General features: G+C 39.4%; 18 protein-coding genes. 4 read left to right on the top strand and 14 right to left on the bottom strand.

Annotation, left to right across the window (positions count from 1 at the left end; all coding sequences use genetic code 11):
• Positions 1–24: 24 nt before the first annotated feature.
• The 7 genes from KHS79_RS14915 to KHS79_RS14945 form a co-directional block, all read right to left on the bottom strand.
• Positions 25–348, bottom strand: coding sequence for a hypothetical protein (locus tag KHS79_RS14915; protein WP_212720024.1), 324 nt, complete (start codon positions 346–348; stop codon positions 25–27).
• Between the two features lie 187 nt (positions 349–535).
• Positions 536–985, bottom strand: a complete 450-nt coding sequence (locus KHS79_RS14920; RefSeq protein ID WP_212720025.1) for a hypothetical protein — start codon at positions 983–985, stop codon at positions 536–538.
• 51 nt (positions 986–1,036) lie between these two features.
• Positions 1,037–1,501, bottom strand: coding sequence for a hypothetical protein (locus KHS79_RS14925; protein ID WP_212720026.1), 465 nt, complete (start codon positions 1,499–1,501; stop codon positions 1,037–1,039).
• 91 nt (positions 1,502–1,592) lie between these two features.
• Entirely contained in the window at positions 1,593–1,868 is a 276-nt protein-coding gene (locus KHS79_RS14930; protein ID WP_212720028.1) for a hypothetical protein, read from the bottom strand.
• Between the two features lie 552 nt (positions 1,869–2,420).
• Entirely contained in the window at positions 2,421–2,786 is a 366-nt protein-coding gene (gene yidD / locus KHS79_RS26375; RefSeq protein ID WP_212720029.1) for a membrane protein insertion efficiency factor YidD, read from the bottom strand.
• A gap of 853 nt (positions 2,787–3,639) precedes the next feature.
• Positions 3,640–4,929: a zinc-dependent metalloprotease family protein gene (locus KHS79_RS14940; protein WP_212720030.1), complete on the bottom strand. Its 1,290-nt coding sequence runs from the start codon at positions 4,927–4,929 to the stop codon at positions 3,640–3,642.
• Between the two features lie 35 nt (positions 4,930–4,964).
• Positions 4,965–5,672 (bottom strand): hypothetical protein, encoded by a 708-nt coding sequence (locus KHS79_RS14945; protein WP_212720031.1) that lies wholly within the window; start codon positions 5,670–5,672, stop codon positions 4,965–4,967.
• 456 nt (positions 5,673–6,128) lie between these two features.
• Between KHS79_RS14945 and KHS79_RS14950 the strand changes: the two genes are divergently transcribed.
• Positions 6,129–6,425 (top strand): PA4642 family protein, encoded by a 297-nt coding sequence (locus KHS79_RS14950; protein ID WP_094788576.1) that lies wholly within the window; start codon positions 6,129–6,131, stop codon positions 6,423–6,425.
• Positions 6,426–6,513: 88 nt separating this feature from the next.
• On the opposite strand, the gene oppF is transcribed toward KHS79_RS14950, so the two are convergent.
• The 6 genes from oppF to KHS79_RS14980 form a co-directional block, all read right to left on the bottom strand.
• Positions 6,514–7,503 (bottom strand): murein tripeptide/oligopeptide ABC transporter ATP binding protein OppF, encoded by a 990-nt coding sequence (gene oppF, locus KHS79_RS14955; RefSeq protein ID WP_407704228.1) that lies wholly within the window; start codon positions 7,501–7,503, stop codon positions 6,514–6,516.
• On the bottom strand, positions 7,503–8,471 hold the full coding sequence (gene oppD, locus KHS79_RS14960; RefSeq protein WP_094788577.1) for an oligopeptide ABC transporter ATP-binding protein OppD: 969 nt from the start codon (positions 8,469–8,471) through the stop codon (positions 7,503–7,505). Before oppD ends, oppF begins: the two co-directional genes overlap by 1 nt.
• 12 nt (positions 8,472–8,483) lie before the next feature.
• Entirely contained in the window at positions 8,484–9,392 is a 909-nt protein-coding gene (gene oppC / locus KHS79_RS14965) for an oligopeptide ABC transporter permease OppC (protein ID WP_027708178.1), read from the bottom strand.
• Positions 9,393–9,489: 97 nt separating this feature from the next.
• Entirely contained in the window at positions 9,490–10,413 is a 924-nt protein-coding gene (oppB, locus tag KHS79_RS14970) for an oligopeptide ABC transporter permease OppB (RefSeq protein WP_027708179.1), read from the bottom strand.
• Positions 10,414–10,629: 216 nt separating this feature from the next.
• Positions 10,630–12,246 carry an ABC transporter substrate-binding protein gene (locus KHS79_RS14975; RefSeq protein ID WP_094788578.1) on the bottom strand — a complete coding sequence of 539 codons (1,617 nt, stop codon included), beginning with the start codon at positions 12,244–12,246 and terminating at the stop codon, positions 10,630–10,632.
• Positions 12,247–13,204: 958 nt separating this feature from the next.
• Entirely contained in the window at positions 13,205–14,539 is a 1,335-nt protein-coding gene (locus KHS79_RS14980) for an FAD-dependent oxidoreductase (RefSeq protein ID WP_212720032.1), read from the bottom strand.
• Positions 14,540–15,334: 795 nt separating this feature from the next.
• Here KHS79_RS14980 and KHS79_RS14985 point away from each other — a divergent pair.
• From KHS79_RS14985 to KHS79_RS14995, 3 genes are all read left to right on the top strand, one after another.
• Positions 15,335–16,849: an adenylate/guanylate cyclase domain-containing protein gene (locus tag KHS79_RS14985; protein WP_094788580.1), complete on the top strand. Its 1,515-nt coding sequence runs from the start codon at positions 15,335–15,337 to the stop codon at positions 16,847–16,849.
• Positions 16,846–17,910 (top strand): tetratricopeptide repeat protein, encoded by a 1,065-nt coding sequence (locus KHS79_RS14990; protein ID WP_212720033.1) that lies wholly within the window; start codon positions 16,846–16,848, stop codon positions 17,908–17,910. The genes KHS79_RS14985 and KHS79_RS14990 overlap by 4 nt, the downstream gene beginning before the upstream one ends.
• A gap of 324 nt (positions 17,911–18,234) precedes the next feature.
• The gene (locus KHS79_RS14995; RefSeq protein WP_212720035.1) at positions 18,235–18,822 is read left to right on the top strand and encodes a YajG family lipoprotein; all 588 of its coding nucleotides are present in this window, start codon (positions 18,235–18,237) and stop codon (positions 18,820–18,822) included.
• A gap of 206 nt (positions 18,823–19,028) precedes the next feature.
• Here the strand turns inward: KHS79_RS14995 and hemH are convergent, their stop codons facing one another.
• Positions 19,029–20,072 (bottom strand): ferrochelatase, encoded by a 1,044-nt coding sequence (gene hemH / locus KHS79_RS15000; RefSeq protein ID WP_094788583.1) that lies wholly within the window; start codon positions 20,070–20,072, stop codon positions 19,029–19,031.
• Positions 20,073–20,074 lie beyond the last annotated feature (2 nt).

Raw genomic sequence — 20,074 nt, forward strand, 5'->3', positions numbered from 1 at the left:
TTCTGCGGCGCCCCTACCCCCTGTTTAAGAAGCTGGTCCCTGAATGGTGAGCCAATGCATGCCTTCGCAATAACATGCAAACTCTCGATAGTTTTCATTTATCCACATTTCTTTTGGGTGATCATGAAACCCAACAACTCCAACCACTCCATCTCTTACTTCAATTGAATGGCACTCTAGTATGTGTCTACGTGTCAACATTCCAGCCTCAGAATAATCATTAATAATTTTATTATTTATCAACACTATTGGATCAGTCGAAATCTCTATTGCCCTAATAAATATATTGCGATAACTGGTCGGAAGAACCGGAATGAGCTTATATGTATCTTTCTTCTTCCAGAACATGTTACTTCATAGCGCTTTGGTAAGGAGTGCCGCAGACGTTCTTTAGTAGTCAACCAAATTATGAGCTTGATTGTTACCTAAAACAAACTGTTCGACTTCACTAAACATATTTTAACAACCATGGAGGCTCCAAGTGCTTTAAGATGTATAACGTGCATCGGTCCGAAGCATCGCATGCCTTTACTTGTTAGGTGTGCAACCTCTCAGAGCACTGAAAGTCTTTGCAAATAATAGTAATTTTTGACTCAGACACGAACAGTATTTCGTGGATGAGAAAACCTTCTGCACTTAACCTCACCTCATGGCAACTAATGTCACCTTGATAGGTGTCACCCCAATTGTAAGGATTCTTTAGCCCTTCGATAGTGTATCTTTCGATACCGGAATAACTTAGGTTAATTGACCGATCATGCTTCTGACCAAGCAATTCAATTTCAATTGTAGGCTCCGGATCAAATGGGCGCTCTGGATTCCTATTTTCCCTGACTATTACTGAAGTCATCCATGAATCATGTAAGGAATGTGGACTATCTAAGTGATGACGGTAAACATCAGTGGCAAATTCAAATACATGGCTAGGAAACTTATCTTTGTTTTCCTCCATATACCCTTTGTAATCATCAAATGATTCGTACATTACTCGATTCCTTGACTAGACATAATGCCTATATTCAACCGCATCGTCTTGTTATGCTTTTACTGAATTTGCTAGGCTAACAAAATACTCAGCCTCTTCATCAGATTCAAATATATTAAATTCAACGGGAGCCGCAGGTAATTTTGATGTTATAGAAATACTAGCTACCGAAACATTGTTTATATAAATTACTAGTGTAGGTAAATCTGGACAACCCACCAGCGCATTTATTCGTTCTATACCTTGCTGCGTAAAACGTACTGCCACACGATCCACTTGACTAGGGTGCGGTTTTGCCGCTACTTCAGCATGATGAATATGCTCTATATTCAAGTAAATTTCCGGCGACACAAATACTGGAGTACGTTGAAACCTAACGAAGGTTGGAACTAAACCTTCTTTCTCTGAAATATAGCCTATACGAAAGTCTATTGGAGTTGAAAGCACATTTAGCTTCTTTGGCTCCAAAGACTTTGCACCACGCCTTAGTTTTTCAATGACTCTTTTCTTATCCATAATTTCTCAAGAAACGTAATGTCGCAGCCACCAAGCAAAGCTTGGGTTGTCTGAATGGAGTACCTTTAGGCACGAAATGTGCGTTGCCTTGTTAAGTATTTTCGCCATTCTTTTTTACCATGCGATATATGCATACGGATAACAACGCAAAACCCAGGATACCAAAACCCCAAAAACCGATACCTGCTATTGAAGGCCATCGGCAACGAGGGATTTCATGAAAAATACTGCTTTCGCCATTACAAACTGTGAACGACAAGCTAAAAGAGGATGCTGCCCACATAAAGCAATAAATACTAGCTGCGTAAAATAAAAACGCGCTAATCAATGGTGCTAGGTTTTTTTTCTTTATATCCATACCTTCCATATTCACTTAACGCCGTTATAGCTGACGAATTGTAGTTGATTGGATTTATTTACTATTCAAGCACAAAAACTAAGTGACGAAAGTAATGTCCTGTTGATAGCTTTGTTAGTTACTGTATTATCTAAGAAAACCATCATACATAAGCCAAACTAAAATAATTAAGAGAATGTAAAATGCCAACCAATATTGATTTTTTGCTTTTTCAATATTTACCTTAGCCATCGGCTCCCTATGAAAGGAAATACATGATGCTAAAACGATAACGATTAAAGCTAAAATAATTGAAGCCCATGATTTTAATATATGCGCCACAAACAAAACCACAAGTACACCAAACAGGTAGTGCAGAGTTCCAACCCTTGGGGCTTACCAGTTCTCCACATTTGACACACTTAGCCGGTTTTAAGCTGTACGATTTAAACTTATCCAAAATGGAAAATGTTTCTTCATTACAGTTTGGACAAGAATACATAGCTTGACCTAATAGCAACTAACACTTAGGAGAACTGCGCCGCTAGGCGTCAGTTTGACCCTTTTGTTATGTTAAACACCTTACAAACAATAACAAGGTAAATCACAACCATCTACATCAGAACCCTTGCACCACTTTTTAGGTGAAGGCATACAATAAATAACGCTGCATGGTAACTCCAGACAATCTGCCATCCAATTGTCCTTTTTTCTTCTTTTTTTATCTTTTTCTTCCTCCAGTCTTTCATATGCGTAGGAACACCGTGCAAATTGATTCCCTATATCGCTGTAGCCTCTAATTAAACCACGTCGTTGGATAACTTTTTTTACCGCACAAGAACATGAATCCCCCTTATAAAATACCCCATGCGCACATCTGTATCCCTTATAAGGAGAAATGTACTTTTGATAAATCTCTATCAATAATACCAAAAAGGACTTAAGCATAAGACTCCATAAAACATAACAGCTCAATAATCTACGTGTTTTACTAGGCTGACCATTGTTCTAAGTCCTCCACTGGATTTGGTAAACGGCCTGCTAGCCACTCAGCACATGTACCAGGTTTAAATTCTGGGTTATGGCACTCTATAACCCAAGACAGGTACTCGTCTGGAATTCATTCTTTCCTTACAGCCAACTATTAGTGCACGTCACTCAGATTTATTTTAACTGATTCTCACTATTTGAACCAGATTAATACAATAAAATTTAAGATATCTAATTGATAGTAATGGGTATTTTGTTTTCTGAAGGCCGTTGCTATTAATGATAGTGATTTTGGGGTAATCCTATCATTAATAGCGAATATAATTTACTGAACTGACTGATTCACTTAATTCCTTTTAAAGCATGTTAAAGCGCTTTTAAAATAGCACATCATTTTTTTAGTACCACATAACCTATATTGAGTAGGGTGAGGCTTACACCTTATCCCTCTCACAGAACAGTATGTACGGATCTCGTATACGGCTCCTGCAATTAATTATTCAGATCACTGAAACAGAAATGCCTACTCCTGTAGCGGCCATATCCACCAATTTATACTCTCTGTGAAACCCATTATTTAGCATAGCGTAACTCGCTAACGGGCTGCGAGCACTTCGCCAACGCTTCATGTTTATGAATTTAAATGGCGGTTGACTCCTCCCTGGGAACTGCCTATTGAGCTTGCCTCATATCTCGCATCCTCCGTGATGCCGCTTTCTAAAAAGGCTCGAACCACTGGGTTGCAGGCTTTGCCGGGCAAACAAAAAAAGCCACACTGAGTGTGGCTTTAACCAAAAAAATCAAGATATGACTATAGTTGTTTTATTCTTACATTATCAATAAAGAAGCCTTTATGAGCAGGACTATACATATAAAGCTCAGCATATTTAATATTTTGATTTGGAATATTAACTACGCCTTGCAAGGTTGTCCAACGCCACCCAGGAACACTTTGTGTGCTAACAGGAATCCATTGATACTGACCACTGGTATTCACAATATAAAGATATGCATACAACGGCGTTGCACTGCTTATCCACGTATCAAAGCTTAACTGGAAGTTTTCACCTGCTTTAATATGCTCTTTCACATCACCAATAGTACCAGTCCAGTAATAACCTGTATTTTTAACTTCCAATATTTGGTTGGCTCGGTTCCGATGATCGTAAGCATAGTTCAGTGAACTATAAAAGCTATTCCACCCAGACATTGATCTTGCAAAGTCATATGTAAAATCAATCTTCTGTTGTATATTAACGGGCGGATTCACCGTTGTTGTGTTTGTCGTATTCGACACCTTGGTAGGACGAAAAGAGACAAGCTGATCACTCATTTCTGATAATGCCCTACTCGCATCCGCAACATTACTGCTACCACAAGCGCGACCTTCACAGATATATTTTCTGGGATTAGAGAAAATCGGTTGCACATTCCATGTACCATACGCTGAAGGATAAGCCATCGGTGTATGGAATGAGTTATTTTCCCCCCAACCTCGACTAAATGTGAACGCACCTAAACTATGATAGTAAGGATTATAACCACTTTCATTATCCTGAGGTAATGAGTGGCGAAGCCCCATATTATGGCCTGTTTCGTGCGCAACTATATAAATATAGCAATTTACTGCTGACAGGTTATAACCATGATCCCCTCTTGCAGAATTACGGTAAAAAGAACCATCATTAGCGCCACTTGAAATCCAGCCAATACCACAAGATTCCCCAGGAGGGTTTTTATAAACAACGGAAACAATATCAGCACCATATTTATCACGTAACTGATTAATCCGCTGATCATAGCTTACTTGACTTAATGATTGATTAGTTGCTCGATTAAGATCACCAGCCCAGTCCACTTGCTGAATATGAACAATTCTAGCATCAAACCCTGCATCACTATTTTTTAGAGTACGATTAAAGTACTCTACAAAACTATTAATTCGAGCATTAATATCTCGACCTTCCCATGTTGTTGTCGCTTCAGGAGTATACAACAACAACATATCTAATGTTTTAGCTTCTGCAGTAGCTAGCATAGACAAGCATGAAAGCCCCACCGCTGTACTTAACCCAATCATTTTATTTTTTAATATTTTCATAGTTTCCCTCGATTTAGTATCGGCTTTTACTTGTATTAGGAATGTTCATGTGTATGAACATTACTTTTTGTTAACTGGCTTTTATCCATTCCTGGAGGCAGAGCTTCTTCAACTTTGGGCTGGATCAAACCATCATTTTCATCAATAAATTGTTTCTTAGCGCGCTCTTTTTCATCAATTATTTTTGTTTTTCCTGTTTCATTATCAACAATAATGGTATAGGTTGAGCTAGCAGTAATAAGGGTAAGATGAGTATCAATTTTACCTTTGATTACAGAGGCACCTTGCGTTGTATTAGGAATATCACCACGTACAATGTCTATATCTCCAAATCCTTTTTTCTTGTTGGAAAAGGTTACTGTAAATGGAACCTGTTCTTGTGGTATCTGAAATGTAAGTGTTTGACCAGGTTGTAAAGAAGAAAAAACTGTCGAATCAGTTTCCGTCTCATAATAAGTTAAACCTTCATCATCATAAGTCGGCTGCCACTCATCCAAGCTCCATAATGTGTTAGCCTCATAATGAGTGACCAACTGCTCCTTTTCTTCTTTTTTCTGACTCACTGTCTTTTCTTGTATAGGGGGCAAATCTAAACCCTGATTCCCCTCAAGCGTTTTTACATTTTTTTCACTTATTTCAATGGGGGTAGTTACACTATTCGAGCCAGTTAATTTAAAAATGCCTATAATGACGGAGCCAAAAACAAAACCTGCAACGGCTATAGCAATTTTTTTATGACGCATCCTTGTTACTCTTTATTACACATTGAGGGTAATTAACACACGCAATTTATACTCACTATTTCATAATCTTGTTTTGACGCTATTCTCAAAACAAAATGTATTTATAAAAATTATTGAAATATAATTATCGAGATTTATTTCTAATTTATATAACAAATGAGGATGAGTACTTATTAAGCCGCATCATGAGCAAGTGAAAAACTCATAATTGTCAGCATTATCCCTATTTTCAGATTTATAAGAATATTCTCAGTGTTTAACTTGAATCATCAGGGAGGTTAGAAATAGCTCTGCTGGCATACAATCATAAGCAGTAAAAATAATTCAGTATAATCTTATCATTAAAAATTATAATAAAGTCTTTTACATTCATGCATATAGAAGAATAATACAGGTCTAGCTATACCCTTTAATCATTGTTAGGGTTTGTTGCACATTAAATATACTGTGAATAGCATGAAAAAAGACAAGCAAAAAGTAATCGGCGAGACACTAAGTGATGACCGCCTGAAAACACTTCTTGAAGCCCGTCCCGCAGATGATACTCCGGTAGGTTACTATATTTTACTGCGAGCCTATCAAAGCTTACGAGAAGATGATTTCGCACGCTTCTTAGATTTTTTTGTCAAGGCTGGCTATGACATTAACGTTAAGAATCAGTCAGGGGAGGCGTTCTTGTCACTCTTGTGTCAGCATACTGAAGCTGCTCCCTATGTTGAAGCAATGGAAAAGATGGGTGCGACTCACAAATAAATACCTCCCATTTACAGTAAAAAGAAACAAAAAACGGCAAGTTCACACTTGCCGTTTTTTGTTTCTTAAGAGAAGCAGCAAAAACCACTTACTCTTCTATTTTATGACATGCCACACGGTGCCCATCACGCGCGATCAGTTTCGGACGATCACTGAAACAACGCTCATCACTAATAGGGCAACGGGTACAGAAAACACAGCCCGCAGGTGGGTTGATAGGTGAAGGTAAATCACCTTCTAATAACTGTATTTGCTTATTACGTTCTTTTTCAGGATCAGGAACAGGTACAGCAGAAAGCAGTGCTTTGGTATAGGGGTGTAAAGGGTTATCATACAACTCGTGTCTTTCAGCGAGTTCAATCATATTCCCCAAATACATCACCATCACGCGGTCACTGATATGTTTTACAACACTCAGATCGTGCGCAATAAACACCAATGATAGCCCCATTTCATGTTGCAACTCTTTCAACAAGTTAACAACCTGAGCTTGTATAGAAACATCCAGTGCACTGACCGGCTCATCACACACTACCAATTTTGGCTCTAAAATAAGTGCTCGTGCGATACCAACACGCTGACATTGACCACCAGAAAATTCATGAGGATAACGGTTAATGACATTTTGTAGCAGGCCAACGCGCTTCATCATTGACTTCACTCTTTCCTCAACCTTCCTCCGAGAAAGGTGGGGATAAAAGCTTATCAAAGGCTCTGCAATGATCTCACCAATAGTCATTCTTGGATTTAATGAGGCTAGTGGGTCCTGAAATATAAATTGTAAGTCCTGACGTTTCACGCGTAGTTTTTTTTCATCAAGCTGGGTTAAATCTTGCCCTAACCAAAGTACTTGGCCATCTTGGGCAGGAATCAGCCCAATTAATGCTCTCGCTAATGTTGACTTACCGCATCCCGACTCACCGACAACACCAAGTGTTTCGCCCTCATAAATATCAAAGCTCACACCATCAACAGCCTTCAAAACAGGCTTAGGCTCCCAAGGCCAGCGCCGTCCTTTATCTACCTGAAAATGCACTTTCAAATCACGGATTTGGGCAATAACATTTTGTGGCGCCATCATGCAACAGCCTCCTCGGTCAGGTGACAAGCACGTTGTTGATACTGATTAAATGTTGTTAAGGCGGGCTTCTCTGCTCGACACAGGTCTACAGCGTATTGGCAGCGCTCTTGAAATGGGCAACCTTTTGGTAAGCTCAATAAATTGGGAGGATTACCGGGAATTGTCTGAAGCTCAGCCTGATCAAACTCCAAGTCAGGAATTGAAGCAAGCAGACCTTTTGTATAAGGATGTGTTGGCTTGTGGAAAACATCCTGAACAGAGCCATATTCCATCGTACGGCCTGCATACATTACCATGACTTTATCGCAAAGCCCTGCTACAACGCCTAAGTCATGAGTGATCATAATAATTGCTGTATTAAATTCCTTTTTCAGCTCCTGCAACAAAGTAATAATTTGAGCTTGAACCGTTACATCCAACGCGGTGGTAGGCTCATCCGCAATCAGCAGTTTAGGACTGCATAATAAGGCCATTGCAATCATAACACGTTGACGCATTCCTCCTGAGAACTCATGAGGATACATATCAAAACGTTTTTTAGCTTCAGGAATTTTTACAGCATCTAATAAACGAATAGATTCAGCTTTTGCTTCCTGTTTCGTCATATTTTTATGAAGAATCAAGACCTCCATTAACTGCTTACCAATTTTCATATAAGGGTTAAGGCAAGTCATGGGATCCTGAAAAATCATCGCAATTTTTTCTGCACGAATTTTATTTAACGCTGAAGCAGGTAAGTTCAGAATATTTTGTCCTTCAAACTCAGCAGAACCTGATACTTTACCATTCTTGGCGAGTAACCCCATCAAAGAAAATGCCATTTGGCTTTTTCCTGAGCCTGACTCACCTACAATACCTAATGTTTCACCTTCAGATAAGGAGAACGTTAAATCATCTACTGCGGTTACTACACCATCATGCGTAGTAAACTGAACTTTTAAATTATTTACTGCCAGCAATGACATACTATCTTCTCCCTAGCGGTCTTTGGGGTCTAATGCATCACGCAAACCGTCACCAATAAAATTAAAACAAAATAGTGTCACTACTAGAAATCCAGCAGGGAACAATAATTGCCATGGGTATAAATCCATGGTCTTACGTCCTTCTGAAATAAGGGCACCCCAGCTCGTTTGTGGTTCTTGTATACCTAATCCCAGAAAACTCAAAAAAGACTCAAATAAAATCATACTTGGTACTAATAATGTTGCATAAACAACCACAACGCCCAACACATTAGGAACAATATGTCGTGTTATTATTTTACTGGTACGCACACCACAAGCATGAGCCGCTTCAATAAACTCCTTATTTTTCATACTTAAGGTCTGTCCACGCACTATCCTGGCCATATCCAACCACGACACCATACCTATCGCCACAAAAATGAGTAGAATATCCCGCCCAAAAAATGTCACCAATAATATGACAAAAAACATAAAAGGAAATGAGTTCAAGACTTCAAGAGTACGCATCATCAAGTTATCGACTTTCCCTCCTACAAAGCCAGAAATAGCGCCATAAAGGGTGCCAAAAATAACCGCCACTAATGCACCAGAAACCCCAACAAGCATCGATATTTGTCCACCCATCATTGTGCGAACAAAGAGGTCTCTACCTAAACTATCTGTGCCAAAGTAATGGCCATCATCCATTGATGGTGCTACATCCATTGCCCCCCAGTCTGTATCATCATAAGCATATTCACTAATACTGGGACCAATAAATGTCATTATGGTAATTAATAACAATAAAATTAAGCTAGAAATAGCTGCTTTATTTTTAATGAAACGAATCCAGGCATCTTGCCATAAACTTCGCCCTTTTACTTCTGAAGCCTCTACCAGGTTATCCAATGCATCAATTTTTTTGGTTAGCGTTAACATGTGTTTATCTCTTCTCTCACCGGCATTATTTTTTGCCTTTCACTGATAACAGTCACTCCCTTGAGTATTCTGTCCACCTCAGTGAAGACATATTGTTTTATGCATAACGAATTTTAGGGTCGATAAGTCCATATAAAATATCGACAATAGCATTAAAACTAATTGTTAAAACACCGATTAAAATGGTTAATCCCATCACCATTGAGTAATCACGATTTAGCGCACCATTCACAAACAGCTGACCAACGCCACCAATATTAAAAATGGTTTCAATGACAACTGATCCAGTAATAATACCGACAAATGCAGGACCTAAATAAGATACAACAGGTAACAACGTCGGACGTAATGCATGGCGAAAAATAATATAGCTACCCGGCAACCCTTTTGCACGCGCTGTTCGAATATAATTACTGTTTAATACTTCAATCATACTCCCACGTGTTATACGCGCTATCGCAGCAATGTAGTGTGTTGCCATTGCAATAACAGGCAAAATCATGTATTTAAACTGTCCATCGTTCCAGCCACCTGCTGGAAGCCATCGATACATAATGGCAAATACCAACACCATAAGCGGTGCCAACACAAAGTTTGGAATGACTACCCCCGTCATAGCTACTGTCATACTTGTATAGTCAATCCAAGTATTTTGTCTGATGGCAGCCACAACCCCAAATGTCACCCCAAAAACCAATGCGACAATAAAAGACGCAATACCTAGCTTGGCTGAAACAGGAAACGCCTGCGCTAATAATTCATTAACGGTATAGTCCTTATACTTAAATGAAGGACCTAGATCTCCTTGTAATAAATTTCCAAGATAAATAAAAAACTGTTTCCAGACAGGTTCATTTAAATGATATTTTGCTTCAATATTTGCAAGCACTTCAGCAGGGAGTGCTCTTTCAGAGGTAAATGGACTTCCTGGTGCGGAGTGCATCAGAAAAAAAGAAATGGCAATCAAAATCAATAAGGTGGGCACAGCAATAACAAGTCTGCGCATAATTAGCTTTAACATAAACTGATCCCGCCGTAGCAATTGCTGGCCAGTTTTTATTCTAAAAATGTTAAATTATTAAATAAAAGTCTGAGCCAGCGCTTATCACTATAACGATTTTTTAAGTCCTATAACCAACAAGTTAGCTCAATAACAAATAGCTTTTACTATTATTACTGAGCTAATGTTTATGGTTACTCTCCTTTTATAACCTCGTTATAGATATACTTTATATTTTTAGTGTTTGATGATGTAATAATCTTTTGAATAAATATTATTCAGTGGATCTTGGTTTTGATAACCACCAACAAACGGCTTAACAAGACGGGCTGTTACATCATGATAAATGGGGGCAATAGGCATATCACGGGCAAGCAGTTGCTCTGCTTTCATGTAAAACTCACCAGGATTTTCAGCTTTAATCGCACTAACAAGCAACTGGTCATACTCAGGATTGTTATACTTTGGATCATTCAACGTGTTTTTAGAGGTCATTAAATCAAGCATTGTTGATGCTTCATTGTAATCACCATTCCAGCCTGCCCTAGCCACTTCAAAATTACCTAAACGCTTATTATCGAGGTAGGTTTTCCATTCCTGATTTTCAAGTGAAACTTTAGCACCTAATGTTTTTTTCCACATAGATGCAATAGCTACTGCAATCTTTTTATGATTGTCATCTGTATTATACAACAGCGTGAAAGACAATGGCTTATCTTTTGAGTATCCGGCTTCAGCTAATAATTTTTTCGCCATTTCATTGCGTTCTTTCTGAGATAACTTAGCAATTTTATTCTCAGGTGCTTTAAACCCATCAATATTAGCAGGTGTAAGATTGAAGGTTGGTATCTGGCCCATACCTAGGATTTTGTCAGTAATAATGGACCGATCAATGGCTAATGATAACGCTTTTCTTACTTTGACATTATCAAATGGTTTTTTACGTGTGTAGAAACTGTAGTAGTAAGTTGATGCCTGACCGGTAATGTGTAACTCGTCAGCCATGTCTTTTTTAATACGTTTAAACTGCTCAATAGGTAACCGCTCATAGGTCAGATGTACTTCATTTGCACGGTAACGATCAAGCTCAGCATTGCGCTCTTGAATAGGTAAAAAGACAACTTCGTTTAATACAGTTTGCTTATTGTTCCAGTAATTTGGATTACGCTCTACGACAATTTTTTCGTTAACTACCCAGCTCTTTAACTTAAATGCACCGTTAGATACCATTTTTCCGGGGCGAGTCCACTGATCTCCAAGCTTTTCTATTACTTTCTTAGGTACTGGGTATGTGGTCGTATGCACCATCATTTTAACAAAGTAAGGTAAAGGCTTCTCCAAGGTAACTTGGAAAGTATGATCATCAACCGCTTTTACGCCTAATTTAGACTTATCTTCTTTGCCATTGATAATAGCACCTGCATTTTTGATGGCCGCTAGTTCAAAGTACCACGCATAATTAGAGGCTAATTTAGGGTCAACTCCACGCTGAAAAGCATATACAAAGTCTTCAGCAGTCACAGGATCGCCATTAGACCAACGCGCATCCTGACGTAACTTGAAGGTATACACCATCTTATCTTCACTTACATCCCAGCTTTCAGCTACTCCTGGTATTACACTGCCATCCTGAGCATTAGAAACAAGCCCTTCAAACAAATCCCGCGCAATAGCTGAACCAGGTGTTCCTTCAATTTTTTGAGGATCGATAGAAGCAGGTTCTGAACCATTGCCCCGAACTAACCGCTGCTCTTCATCCAACTTAACCCCTTCTGGAACGACAGCAGCCTGTGCGGCAATGCCTACACACAGAAAAGACATACACACAGCACGTGAAATCTTTTTTAATATCATAGTCAAGACTCCTATTGGCAAAACAAACGCAATCAACTTTTCATTATGTTTTCATTATTTTGGCGTTTACTACGCAATACCCATAGAGAGTCATAATTAGCGGGCCAAGCTTCTGTTCAGGAAAGACAGTCGCGTTTGACTAAATTAAAAAGTGCTGACTGCGCCAAAAGTAAGTAATGCAATTTATGGATTACTTCCTGAGTGACTGAATAGCAGTCCCCTGGCAACAAGACGAAACACTCCCTCTAATAATGACTAGCACAAGGGTACAAGCTTCAGATTAAATCCTCTGAAAGCTCATCGGTACACAACCTATTCATCTCTTTTTATAAAATAAAACACATCAAAAATAAACAATCTGTTACATTCTAGATAATTATTATACAGTCAGCAAACTAAGTTTACTAAAGGCGAGTGAGGTATAATGCTCAAAATAAAGATTTATCTAATATATACCCATCTTGTCGGGTACCTAGAACACTAGGTTGCCATGCTTACTTAAGGTTGTTTTTCTCGTAAGAAAGGAAAATAAACATCAAAAAACTTCACTAAAACTAACTCAGTTTAATCTGGGAAGCTCTCCTTTTAACAATTAGAAGCATCTAATTTAGGTGAGCTAAAATAAAAAAGCAGCGAACAAGTCACTGCTATAAAAAGATAACAACTTGGAAGGAGTTAACACTTTCTATTCACTGCATAAAGGATGCCAGGTTGATCTGCCATACATTAAACTTTAGATCCAAGAGTAAAAGGGAAATGAAAAATACGCGTATATCCCTAGCGCACTACGATAATTGAGCTTAGTCAGCACAAATATAATTTTTCAATTTGGCTAAAAAACTAACTACAGCCATTCCCTGAAAATACGAACTTATCCTTGTTAGATGCCCAATGAAGGCGCAATGTGATCTGTAATAGGGCACAAAAAAGGCCCTTTTCGGGCCTGATTAATCATTAATCACTTAAATAGCGTTTCTTTAAATTTATTTTCATCAAACTCACAACCTAAATAATCTACGATTGATTGCAGGTCTTTTTCAGCATTATCTAAACAACTAGTCCCACCTGGAGATGGCGTCATATTAAAAATAATGCCTTTTTCTTTAATTTTAGCCTCTCCCATCAATAGCTGTTTTTTCTCTTTATCAATCAACTGTGGCCTTACACCACCAAATCCTTTAGCAAAAGAAACATCAGCCAATGTCAAAGAGGGAACAATTTTTTGGGCATCTTTTAAGAATAATCTGCGCCGCACATAAGGTACTTCAAATAACATATTTTTAAATATGTAATTACGAATATCAGGTACTTTTAATAAATCCCAAAATACTTTAACGACAGCACTATCCAGTTGAAGTACTTTAAAAAAGTCTAAAATAGTACTGGGATTATAACGCTCCAACATAGGTAACAGTAGCGCGGTTGGTCCAAAACGTGTTTTGCCATCAACTAATACGTCAGGATCACCATGAATTGCTGCAAACGGGAGTTTATCATTTTGAACAGTATAGACTTTTCCATTTAATACCTTAGGGGTGAAGTAAAAGCTCCCCGCCATTGGCATACAAGAAAAGTTTAAGCCATACCCCATTTTCTGCGCATAGAGCAAACTATGCCCACAAGCAGAAACAACAACAAACTTTGCATAATAATCGCCTTTGTCAGTAACAACTCTAAATCGTTCACCATCTCGACGAATGTCCTCAACTTTTGTACCCAAGCAAATATCAATTGACTTATCCTGAGCCTGCTTGGCTTGTGCTACAAAAGAGCGAGAGAGTGTGGCGTAATCGACAGCGGTGTACTCATCAACAGCACCTAATGCTGCCAGTTCTTCTGGCCGTTCTCGACCATTGACATTAACAACATTTGGCTCAACTTTGGCAATATCACTTTTCTCAAACAACTCCATACTGGGAAAATGATGCTTAAACACATCATAGCGTTCGCGCAGAAACTGGCTTTCCTTAGCACCAACACCTAGTACCATTTTGGGGTACTTGAATACGATTTGCTCATACTCTTCTTTTGGTAGCTGCAAAGCATAGGTTCTAAGCATATCAGCAGCACGTTTGACGACAATTGCCTTTTCTAAGCTATAGTTGGTCTCGATATCACCACAATGGATTGTCTGACTGTTATTACTGCCCTTGGAGCTCACCTGAGCCAAGTCATAATACTTCTCAACTAAACAAATAGACTTAAGGTTGGTAAATTTTGCAAGTTCATAGAGGAGTGCGGTACCGGATACGCCACCGCCAACGATCAATACATCATGGGTATGTACAGTCATAACTGCTTCGGCTCTCTAAGGTGCTTTTAGTATGTTTATAGCTTCACGCGTTGAGATTGCTGTGACTTGATAAGTACAGCGCTTTCATTATACCGAAATCAAACCCATTTGACTGCGTGTTCCCATTGATATTAAAAATGGTGAGTATAAATCTAACTTATTCTTATATACGTACTCGAAGTACTAGTAATGTGATCCCCTATTAACGGTCACTCTCAGATAGTACTTAAACTTGATGTATTGACTGCCTGACAAGAAATAAGCTTTTGATATTCAGCAGCTCATAAATTAAGCCACATATTAGAACTTGCTCTTAGTCAAAATGAGACATAGAACAAAATTATTTAGCAAGATGCCACATACATAACTGGTATAATACGCTCCACAAAACGACCAATAACGGCCATTATTTGACGGCTTTTATTTTAGTTAAGGCAAACCTTATATAAACTAAAGGTCTTATCTGCAGTCTTTTAGTGATTTACTGCCCTTTAGAAAAGTGTCTTGATAGACTGTACTTCCAATCACACTGTTAAAAGTAACGCAGTTATCTGACAAGGCAGAAATTAAGGCTGGCAATAACATGAGGGCACTTCTTAAGCAAACAATGATAGCTTATCACAGCTATTACATGTTTAAATTATGACCAGCCTTTTGTATTACTCAGGAGCATTCCTCTACTAAAAAGCAACTTAATAGCAATAAGCTGTCTTATTTACTGCTTAGGGCCTGTTAACACGACACAAACAACAGCCAACATTTAGGTATAACTCAATTTGCTATCTGGACCAGACATTGTCAAACGCAATTAATACGTCAACTCCAACGTCCATATCACAGACACCTTCTGTCTGGCAAAGTATACGTTTACCAATTGCCTATAAACTCGCTTTTATTCTGACCTTAACAATGACTGTTGGTATGGCCATCATGGGCACAGTGATCACTACCAATCAGTACCGACTCATGAAAGAGCAAGTTGATGATTTTGGTACCACCATCGTTAACCAGCTTGCAGCCGCAGCACAAGAACCCCTATTTACCGATGATCTCGTTGGGCTAAAGGTGTTAACCAACAATCTCTCAAATGAGTCCGATATAAAAGGTGTGGCCGTATACACCAACAATGGTGAGTTGATGGTCGCCCAAGGCTATATTCCACAAGCCTCTGTCAAAAATTTACTCACCGAGGATAACCGCCTACCCAATGATACTTTTCGTGTCGAGTGGAAAAAGCCAGGAAGTCATTCTGAAAAAGCAGAAATGGTTGCTTTTGTTAGTGCTATCCAATTTCAGGATGTTGTTGCAGGCTATGCGATGGTTAGCTTCAGTCAAGTTCGCATGTTTGAAGTGGTTCGCAGCTCAGTAAAAGGGATTATCCTCACCACCGTGATCCTGTCATTACTGATGAGCTTTATTGCCATTGTAATGGGACGCCGGCTATCAAGACCCATTCATAGCCTGATGAATGCAGCTTCCGAAGCACTAAGCCATGGCAGAGAAGAAAAAAACACGGCTTTATCACAGGATGAGCTTAGTTATCTCGCTGCCAGCATGAAAACGCTAGCGAAAGGTTTTGGTGAACGCTCACAGATTGAGTCTATTTTTTCTCGCTTCGTCTCAAAAAGCGTGGCAACACAGCTGTTAGAAAAAATGGATGAAGTCACCATTGGCGGTGGACAGCAGGTCGAAGCAACTGTCGTTTTTGTCGACATTGTTGGTTTTACCAGCTTATCAGAAAATATGTCCCCCAAAGATGTGGCTGCCATGCTCAATGAGTATTTCAGTTACTTTTATGAGTGTAGTACAGCGTTTTCGGGCATTGTCGATAAGTTTATTGGCGACTGTGCAATGGTCGTATTTGGTACACCAACCCCAGATGCCAACCATCGTTTAAATGCTATTGCCTATGCTGTTGCAGTACAAAAATTGATTCGCGTGGTGAATAAAAAACGACAAGAGAATGGTTTATTCCCTGTTAATGTACGAATTGGAATGAACTGTGGTTTAATGCTAGCAGGTTTACTTGGTGCTAATGAACGCCTGGAGTATACCGTCATTGGCGATGCGGTTAACTTAGCCTCTCGCTTAGCTGACAAAGCTGGTTCTGGGCAAATCATTATCCCTTCCAGCATTTATGAACATCCAACAGTAAAAGACAAAGTTTGCGTACAGCACCATGGCAGTTTATCGCTTAAAGGTAAAGCAACAGAAATTGAAGCTTTTCGCGTGACCAATCTCACAGGAGAATATCACGAGACAATGCGAGAATTAGTCAAAAAGATTCTCCATGAGGCGCAAGACCAATGAGATACTCGTCATTTCGCTTCCCTATTTTAATTGTATTATGCTGTATACAGCTTGCAGGGTGCAGATTACCTCAAGCTTTTCTCACTTACAGAGAAAAACCTCCCTACCCCACACAAAATATTGAGACGTTAACTGCAGAAGCAGAAGCATCTGCCGCCAATCAAAAGTGGCATACAGCGCTTACCCGCTATGAGCAAGCGTTAATGCTCAAGCCTGATGATGAAAAACTGCAGGCTGCTTTTGAACAAACACGATCACAACGTGATATACATATCACTAAACTACAGAACCGACTTTATTTATTACAAGCTACGGTACTGAGTGATGAAATAAGCTTACTTGAAGAAATGGCTGAAGCTGATCCAACCAATTTACATATTCGCCAACAGCTCAAATCAGCCAAAGCCAAACAAGGTGAGCTTTATTATTTCTTATTACAATGTGCAGATAATGCCGTCGTTTTAAAACGTTCCCAACGTGGACTCGCCTGCTTGCATTTGGCAAACAAGTTACCCTATCACACAGCAGACGAAGAGCGCATTACATCGCTTAAAAAGCAGTTAACCCAAATTGCCACACAAGAACAGCAAGAGGCTCTTGCGGCACGCGCCCCCGTTAAACCATTGCAGGCAGAGCGTCTGGCTGAGCAAGCAGAACAACGTCAACAAGAAAATCAACAAAGTAAAAAAGCGGCGAATAACGTCAAGCAGCTGAGTAAACTTCAGGAACGTTTTTCTTTGGCATTACAGCGACAAGACTTTTTGTCTGCCCAGTCCCTATTCAGTGAAATTGAGAAAATGGCGCCCAATGATCCTGACCTTAAAAAACAGCGAAAAGCGCTAAAACAACAAACCCAATACTATGTTCAAGCTCAAACCCAAAAAGGCATTGAGCTGTACAGTACTGGCTACCCAGAGCAAGCGCTTGAAACCTGGAAACCACTTTTAAAACTGTCACCCAAGAGCCAGGAACTTCATAATCACATTGATCGAGCCAAACGCTTTCTCAAAAAACTAAACCAGTTGCAAAAAGATAATCACGATGACATTACTATTCAGTAGTGTTTGACGCTAACTCACAACTATAAACCACCAAAGGTAGAAAAACCCAACGCAAAGCACAAAGTGATAAATTTCACATAAAAGGCTAAAACAGTGTCTAAAGTGAGTGACCTGACGTTTAATCAGTCTCTCTGTTTTTTATACTGCTACAATATGCACTTTGCTGTGGGTATAGTGTGTTTAAATAAAGATGATTATGATCTAAAAGCAATCTCAATGCTTTTTTAACCTCTATCTAAAACACTACCTTAGTGTTTTGATTTTTACTTAAATGGCGAAAGCTACACAATGTGTTTGTTAAGACTGACATAGCGATGAACTAGTATGATGAAAAGAACGATATCTGCAGTATGCCTGGGTTTATCCATACTACTTACCATGACTGGCTGCGTCTTGTCTCCTCAGCAAATTAATGTCAACCCTACAATTACTCTGCCAACACGTGTACCTGTTGTTCAGCGCACAGTAATGGTTAATGTTGAGGATAGTCGTCCTACTAAAGTGCTTGGTACACGAGGTGGGCTATACGATAAAACAAGCACAATCACTATTCAAAATGACCTGTCGAGAGCTATCAAACATGCTGTAGAACAAGGTTTACTGCAAATGGAAATGCAAATCGACAACCAAAACCCTAGTGTCAAATTCAATGTTTACATTGATGAAATAAACTACGATACACCAGATAGTAACTATGTAACTCAAGTTAATGTTTCAGCCACCGTTAAGGCTGTTGTCGAAATTGGTTTCAAACGATACACCGGCCGTTATCAATCTTCAGCTAAACACCGTGTTGTAAAAGCACCTTCTGATGTGAAAAACCAAGAGATTATTAATGACCTGTTAAATGACGGCTTAAGTCGCATGTTTAACGACCAAAGCTTGATTCGGTTTATGCGCTCAAATCCATAGCTGCTAATAAAGTCAGGCACCATTATCTAGCTAGTCCTGCTGTGATACTGGTGCCCAATCATTTACCTTTTTACTATACCCTTCACGAATGATTTCTAGGTTTTGTTATCTTCTCTCCTCACCCCAATCACCTACTAATATAGGCTCATGGGACTTCGTCACTCGATGGCCGCACCTAAAAACCATTCGTATTGGGTATATTAACCCTAACCTTTAATTCTAGACAGCTTGGCAGGTGACTTTTGCCACCATGCCGCTAACACCTCTGCCCAAGTCTCATGATCATTAAGACAAGGAATCAGCGTTAATGACTCGCCTCCTGCAGCCTTAAATATTTCCTCACCTTGTATAGCAATTTCTTCTAGTGTTTCCAGGCAGTCAGATACAAAGGCAGGACACATAACCAGCAGTTTTTTTACACCCTGCTCTGCCAATGAAACCAACTGCTTATTAGTGTAAGGCTCCAACCATTTTGCTTTACCCAGGCGAGACTGAAAAGCAACAGAGTATTTGTCTTGCTCAATGCCTGCTTTTGCAACAAAGGCCGCAGTGGTCTTCAGGACCTGAGCGCGATAACAAGTTAAGTGTGCAACTGAGCTTTGTTGGCAACAATCAGCTGAAGACAAACAGTGAGAACCTGTCGGATCATCTTTTCGAATATGTCGCTCTGGTACACCATGATAGCTAAATAGCAAGTGATCATAAGACTGCTGTAAAAATGGCTTAGCAACGTCATACAAAGCACCAATATAAGCCTCATCTTCATAAAACACGGGATGAACATAAACAGGTAAGCGTATATCTTGGTCTCGTGTAATACGCTCCAGCTCAACAACACATGTTTTAACCGTAGACATTGCATAATGCGGATAAAGAGGTACAACCAATATTTCTGTCACATCAGGTCGGCTCGCTAAGCTTATGAGCTCCTGCTCAATACTAGGAGAGCCATAGCGCATAGCATAACGCACACATACTGCTCGTGTTTTATTTGCTAATTGTTCGGTTAAACGCTCCGTTAATACTTTTAATGGTGACCCTTCGGGCCACCAAATACTTGCATAAGCCTCAGCAGACTGCTTAGGGCGACGCGGCAGTACAAAACAGCTGACGATTAACCGACGCAACAGATAAGGTAGGTCAATAACATACTTATCCATCAAAAATTGATTTAAGTAACGACGAACATCACTGACTGATGGCGAATCAGGTGAGCCAAGATTCACTAAAAGTACTGCACGTCCTTCCATTC

Source organism: Zooshikella ganghwensis, from assembly GCF_018263875.1.
Taxonomy (GTDB): Bacteria; Pseudomonadota; Gammaproteobacteria; order Pseudomonadales; family Zooshikellaceae; genus Zooshikella; species Zooshikella ganghwensis.

Bases quoted from the DNA above. Each gene is read 5' to 3' on its own strand.
- KHS79_RS14920 (WP_212720025.1), bottom strand. From the start codon at position 985: ATGTACGAATCATTTGATGATTACAAAGGGTATATGGAGGAAAACAAA.
- hemH (WP_094788583.1), bottom strand. From the start codon at position 20,072: ATGGAAGGACGTGCAGTACTTTTAGTGAATCTTGGCTCACCTGATTCG.
- KHS79_RS14945 (WP_212720031.1), bottom strand. From the start codon at position 5,672: ATGCGTCATAAAAAAATTGCTATAGCCGTTGCAGGTTTTGTTTTTGGC.
- yidD (WP_212720029.1), bottom strand. From the start codon at position 2,786: ATGCTTAAGTCCTTTTTGGTATTATTGATAGAGATTTATCAAAAGTAC.
- KHS79_RS14990 (WP_212720033.1), top strand. From the start codon at position 16,846: ATGAGATACTCGTCATTTCGCTTCCCTATTTTAATTGTATTATGCTGT.
- KHS79_RS14915 (WP_212720024.1), bottom strand. From the start codon at position 348: ATGTTCTGGAAGAAGAAAGATACATATAAGCTCATTCCGGTTCTTCCG.
- oppD (WP_094788577.1), bottom strand. From the start codon at position 8,471: ATGTCATTGCTGGCAGTAAATAATTTAAAAGTTCAGTTTACTACGCAT.
- KHS79_RS14950 (WP_094788576.1), top strand. From the start codon at position 6,129: ATGAAAAAAGACAAGCAAAAAGTAATCGGCGAGACACTAAGTGATGAC.
- KHS79_RS14980 (WP_212720032.1), bottom strand. From the start codon at position 14,539: ATGACTGTACATACCCATGATGTATTGATCGTTGGCGGTGGCGTATCC.
- KHS79_RS14925 (WP_212720026.1), bottom strand. From the start codon at position 1,501: ATGGATAAGAAAAGAGTCATTGAAAAACTAAGGCGTGGTGCAAAGTCT.
- KHS79_RS14995 (WP_212720035.1), top strand. From the start codon at position 18,235: ATGATGAAAAGAACGATATCTGCAGTATGCCTGGGTTTATCCATACTA.
- KHS79_RS14975 (WP_094788578.1), bottom strand. From the start codon at position 12,246: ATGATATTAAAAAAGATTTCACGTGCTGTGTGTATGTCTTTTCTGTGT.
- oppC (WP_027708178.1), bottom strand. From the start codon at position 9,392: ATGTTAACGCTAACCAAAAAAATTGATGCATTGGATAACCTGGTAGAG.
- KHS79_RS14930 (WP_212720028.1), bottom strand. From the start codon at position 1,868: ATGGAAGGTATGGATATAAAGAAAAAAAACCTAGCACCATTGATTAGC.
- oppB (WP_027708179.1), bottom strand. From the start codon at position 10,413: ATGTTAAAGCTAATTATGCGCAGACTTGTTATTGCTGTGCCCACCTTA.
- oppF (WP_407704228.1), bottom strand. From the start codon at position 7,503: ATGGCGCCACAAAATGTTATTGCCCAAATCCGTGATTTGAAAGTGCAT.
- KHS79_RS14940 (WP_212720030.1), bottom strand. From the start codon at position 4,929: ATGAAAATATTAAAAAATAAAATGATTGGGTTAAGTACAGCGGTGGGG.